Source organism: Flavobacterium limi, from assembly GCF_010645075.1.
GTDB classification, from domain to species: domain Bacteria; phylum Bacteroidota; class Bacteroidia; order Flavobacteriales; family Flavobacteriaceae; genus Flavobacterium; species Flavobacterium limi.
The window spans coordinates 1-5,657 of sequence record NZ_JAADZV010000023.1; the positions used below are offsets into that span (position 1 = coordinate 1).

The window sequence follows — 5,657 nt, forward strand, 5'->3', positions numbered from 1 at the left end:
TACTTTTGCACCCGCAACAGCGAAGGCGTTCATCGAAATACTGACAAGAGATAAGAATTGAGAGAGAAGAGATTTTCGAAAAAAAGATTCAAAAAAGCTTGTGAGATTTGAAAATGCTTTTTACATTTGCACCCCGCAAAACACGGAAAGTTCATTGATAGGTTGGCAGATAAAGAGGAGGGAAAAAAGAAATAAAAATTTCTAAAAAAAACTTCAAAAAACATTTGCCAGTTAAAAATAAGTTTTTTACTTTTGCACCCGCTTTGAGAAACAAACGAAAAGCGAGAAGAATAAAGAAATACACGTTCGTAGACATATTGAATTGACAGCCGTCTTAACAGAGATGTTAGGGCAAAAGAATAAGAGTAATGGAATCGTAAGATTTGAAAAGAACCGATAGATATTCATCGCAATATAATATTAAAATATACGATGAAGAGTTTGATCCTGGCTCAGGATGAACGCTAGCGGCAGGCTTAACACATGCAAGTCGAGGGGTAGAACACTTCGGTGTTTGAGACCGGCGCACGGGTGCGTAACGCGTATGCAATCTGCCTTTTACAGGGGGATAGCCCAGAGAAATTTGGATTAATACCCCATAGTATAGTGAGTTGGCATCAACACACTATTAAAGTCACAACGGTAAAAGATGAGCATGCGTCCCATTAGCTAGATGGTAAGGTAACGGCTTACCATGGCTACGATGGGTAGGGGTCCTGAGAGGGAGATCCCCCACACTGGTACTGAGACACGGACCAGACTCCTACGGGAGGCAGCAGTGAGGAATATTGGACAATGGGCGCAAGCCTGATCCAGCCATGCCGCGTGCAGGATGACGGTCCTATGGATTGTAAACTGCTTTTATACGAGAAGAAACACTCCTTCGTGAAGGAATTTGACGGTATCGTAAGAATAAGGATCGGCTAACTCCGTGCCAGCAGCCGCGGTAATACGGAGGATCCAAGCGTTATCCGGAATCATTGGGTTTAAAGGGTCCGTAGGCGGTCTAGTAAGTCAGTGGTGAAAGCCCATCGCTCAACGGTGGAACGGCCATTGATACTGCTGGACTTGAATTATTAGGAAGTAACTAGAATATGTAGTGTAGCGGTGAAATGCTTAGAGATTACATGGAATACCAATTGCGAAGGCAGGTTACTACTAATGGATTGACGCTGATGGACGAAAGCGTGGGTAGCGAACAGGATTAGATACCCTGGTAGTCCACGCCGTAAACGATGGATACTAGCTGTTGGGGGCAACTTCAGTGGCTAAGCGAAAGTGATAAGTATCCCACCTGGGGAGTACGAACGCAAGTTTGAAACTCAAAGGAATTGACGGGGGCCCGCACAAGCGGTGGAGCATGTGGTTTAATTCGATGATACGCGAGGAACCTTACCAAGGCTTAAATGTAGATTGACCGTTTTGGAAACAGAACTTTCGCAAGACAATTTACAAGGTGCTGCATGGTTGTCGTCAGCTCGTGCCGTGAGGTGTCAGGTTAAGTCCTATAACGAGCGCAACCCCTGTTGTTAGTTGCCATCGAGTCATGTCGGGAACTCTAACAAGACTGCCAGTGCAAACTGTGAGGAAGGTGGGGATGACGTCAAATCATCACGGCCCTTACGCCTTGGGCTACACACGTGCTACAATGGCCGGTACAGAGAGCAGCCACTACGTGAGTAGGAGCGAATCTATAAAGCCGGTCACAGTTCGGATCGGAGTCTGCAACTCGACTCCGTGAAGCTGGAATCGCTAGTAATCGGATATCAGCCATGATCCGGTGAATACGTTCCCGGGCCTTGTACACACCGCCCGTCAAGCCATGGAAGCTGGGGGTGCCTGAAGTCGGTGACCGCAAGGAGCTGCCTAGGGTAAAACTGGTAACTAGGGCTAAGTCGTAACAAGGTAGCCGTACCGGAAGGTGCGGCTGGAACACCTCCTTTCTAGAGCCTCATTGTTAGTGTTAGCACACCTTGAGGGAAAAGATGATTATTTAGAAAGTTCTGGATTTAAAGATTCAATTACTCTTGCTGTTAATTTAAAAAAATGATAAAGAATTAAGTAAAAACAGAGTCTCGTAGCTCAGCTGGTTAGAGTACTACACTGATAATGTAGGGGTCGGCAGTTCGAGTCTGCCCGGGACTACTTTTTAACTTAAAAAAGGAAATTTTAGAAGTTGAGTTATCAACAATCCGCTGAAAGCTGACGGCTGATAACTGAAAGCTAAAAATGGGGGATTAGCTCAGCTGGCTAGAGCGCCTGCCTTGCACGCAGGAGGTCAACGGTTCGACTCCGTTATTCTCCACAGATCCGAAAGGATAAAAGTTCATTGACATATTGAGATAAGAAAAATTTAAAAAGTAGAAAGCGTTTTTTGTTGGTGTAGCAATACAAAGAGCAAAAAACAAAAAAAACGGATCATATTAAATTATGATTTGGTACAATAAGCAAAATAAGGGCGTATGGGGGATGCCTAGGCTCTCAGAGGCGATGAAGGGCGTGATAAGCTGCGAAAAGCTGCGGGGACAAGCACACATTGATTGATCCGCAGATACCCGAATGGGGCAACCCACTATGTTGAAGACATAGTACACCGATAGGTGGGCAAACCCGCTGAACTGAAACATCTAAGTAGGCGGAGGAGAAGAAAACAAAAGTGATTCCGTAAGTAGTGGCGAGCGAACGCGGATTAGCCCAAACCAATGTTGTTACGGCAATGTTGGGGTTGTAGGACCACGATATTTTATGTACACGGAACCGGAAGTTACTGGAAAGTGACGCCATAGAGGGTGATAGCCCCGTATGGGTAACAAGTATGATAGATAGTGGTATCCTGAGTAGGGCGGGGCACGTGAAACCCTGTCTGAATTTGGCGGGACCATCCGCTAAGGCTAAATACTCCTGAGAGACCGATAGTGAACCAGTACCGTGAGGGAAAGGTGAAAAGAACCGTGAATAACGGAGTGAAATAGATCCTGAAACCATACGCTTACAAGCGGTCGGAGCCCTTTTGTGGGGTGACGGCGTGCCTTTTGCATAATGAGCCTACGAGTTAACGTTGCTGGCAAGGTTAAGTGATTAAGTCACGGATCCGTAGCGAAAGCGAGTCTGAATAGGGCGCTTTAGTCAGTAGTGTTAGACGCGAAACCGTGTGATCTACCCATGGGCAGGTTGAAGCTGTGGTAACACACAGTGGAGGACCGAACCGGTTGACGTTGAAAAGTCTTCGGATGACCTGTGGGTAGGGGTGAAAGGCCAATCAAACTCGGAAATAGCTCGTACTCCCCGAAATGCATTTAGGTGCAGCGCTGATAATAGTTATATAGAGGTAGAGCTACTGATTGGATGCGGGGGCTTCACCGCCTACCAATTCCTGACAAACTCCGAATGCTATATAATGTTTTACAGCAGTGAGGGCTTGGGTGCTAAGGTCCAAGTCCGAGAGGGAAAGAACCCAGACCATCAGCTAAGGTCCCCAAATATATGCTAAGTTGAAAGAACGAGGTTTGTCTGCCCAGACAGCTAGGATGTTGGCTTGGAAGCAGCCATTCATTTAAAGAGTGCGTAACAGCTCACTAGTCGAGCGGACGAGCATGGATAATAATCGGGCATAAGCATATTACCGAAGCTATGGATTTGCAGTTTACTGCAAGTGGTAGGGGAGCATTCCAGCAGGGTTGAAGGTGTATCGTAAGGTATGCTGGACTGGCTGGAAAAGAAAATGTAGGCATAAGTAACGATAATGCGGGCGAGAAACCCGCACACCGAAAAACTAAGGTTTCCACAGCTATGCTAATCAGCTGTGGGTTAGTCTGGTCCTAAGGCGAACCCGAAAGGGACAGTCGATGGCCAACGGGTTAATATTCCCGTACTACTGATTACTGTGATGGGGTGACGGAGTGATGAAAGCGCCGCGAACTGACGGAATAGTTCGTTAAAGTACCTAGCTATAGGCTCTATAGGCAAATCCGTAGAGCTTGGTGAAATACGATAGTACTCGGAGTCTTCGGACAAAGAGATAGTGCGCCTAAGGGCTTCCAAGAAAAACCTCTAAACTTCAGGTAATCAGTACCAGTACCGTAAACCGACACAGGTAGTTGAGGAGAGAATCCTAAGGTGCTCGAGAGATTCATGGCTAAGGAATTAGGCAAAATAGACCCGTAACTTCGGGAGAAGGGTCGCCCCGAGCAATCGGGGCCGCAGTGAAGAGGTCCAGGCGACTGTTTATCAAAAACACAGGGCTCTGCAAAATCGTAAGATGAAGTATAGGGCCTGACACCTGCCCGGTGCTGGAAGGTTAAGAGGAGATGTTATCTTCGGAGAAGCATTGAATTGAAGCCCCAGTAAACGGCGGCCGTAACTATAACGGTCCTAAGGTAGCGAAATTCCTTGTCGGGTAAGTTCCGACCTGCACGAATGGTGTAACGATCTGGACACTGTCTCAGCCATGAGCTCGGTGAAATTGTAGTAACGGTGAAGATGCCGTTTACCCGCAGTGGGACGAAAAGACCCTGTGCACCTTTACTATAGCTTAGTATTGACCTTGGATAAATGATGTGTAGGATAGGTTGGAGACTATGAAGCGGCGTCGCCAGGCGTTGTGGAGTCATTGTTGAAATACAACCCTTTGTTTATCTGAGGCCTAACTCTTCGATGAAGAGGACAGTGCTTGGTGGGTAGTTTGACTGGGGTGGTCGCCTCCAAAAGAGTAACGGAGGCTTCTAAAGGTTCCCTCAGTACGCTTGGTAACCGTGCGTAGAGTGCAATGGCATAAGGGAGCTTGACTGAGAGACATACAGGTCGATCAGGTACGAAAGTAGAGCATAGTGATCCGGTGGTTCCGCATGGAAGGGCCATCGCTCAAAGGATAAAAGGTACGCCGGGGATAACAGGCTGATCTCCCCCAAGAGCTCATATCGACGGGGGGGTTTGGCACCTCGATGTCGGCTCGTCACATCCTGGGGCTGGAGAAGGTCCCAAGGGTTGGGCTGTTCGCCCATTAAAGTGGCACGCGAGCTGGGTTCAGAACGTCGTGAGACAGTTCGGTCTCTATCTACTGTGGGCGTTAGAAATTTGAGTGGATCTGATTCTAGTACGAGAGGACCGAATTGGACTAACCTCTAGTGTATCTGTTGTCCCGCCAGGGGCACCGCAGAGTAGCTACGTTGGGAAGGGATAAGCGCTGAAAGCATATAAGCGCGAAACCCACCACAAGATGAGATTTCTTTTAAGGATCGTGGAAGATGACCACGTTGATAGGCTATAGATGTAAAGGCAGTAATGTCATAGTCGAGTAGTACTAATAATCCGTAAGCTTATGTACACCCTTTTCCCGATCCCGTTCAACAACGGGATCGGGAGAGAACTTTCTAATACTAAAATTGTTTTCTTTATCTCAGTATGTTAAAATATTTGCTCGACGCAGAGCAGTGACTAGTAAAGAGTAATAAGTAAAGAGTCTAAGGACTAATTACTAATCACTAAGAGCTAATTACTAACAACCTTAAGGTGGTTATTGCGGCGGGGCTCACCTCTTCCCATTCCGAACAGAGAAGTTAAGCCCGCCTGCGCAGATGGTACTGCAGTTTTGTGGGAGAGTATGTCGTCGCCTTTCTTTAAGAACCCTATTCTGGATAAGAATAGGGTTTTTTGTTTTA

2 tRNA genes and 3 rRNA genes are annotated in these 5,657 nt (G+C 46.9%); all 5 read left to right on the top strand.

Annotated elements, in window-relative coordinates:
* The first annotated feature begins 429 nt into the window (after positions 1-429).
* The 5 genes from GXM16_RS22610 to rrf all read left to right on the top strand — a co-directional run bounded on the left by GXM16_RS22610 (position 430) and on the right by rrf (position 5,614).
* Positions 430-1,943, top strand: a 16S ribosomal RNA gene (locus tag GXM16_RS22610).
* A 128-nt stretch (positions 1,944-2,071) separates the two neighbouring features.
* Positions 2,072-2,145 (top strand) — tRNA-Ile (locus GXM16_RS22615).
* 86 nt (positions 2,146-2,231) lie between these two features.
* A tRNA-Ala gene (locus tag GXM16_RS22620) sits at positions 2,232-2,305 on the top strand.
* Positions 2,306-2,441: 136 nt separating this feature from the next.
* Positions 2,442-5,323: ribosomal RNA gene (locus tag GXM16_RS22625) — 23S ribosomal RNA — on the top strand.
* Positions 5,324-5,504: 181 nt separating this feature from the next.
* Positions 5,505-5,614 (top strand): 5S ribosomal RNA (rrf, locus tag GXM16_RS22630).
* Together the 16S, 23S and 5S rRNA genes with 2 tRNA genes alongside form the textbook arrangement of a ribosomal RNA operon.
* Positions 5,615-5,657 lie beyond the last annotated feature (43 nt).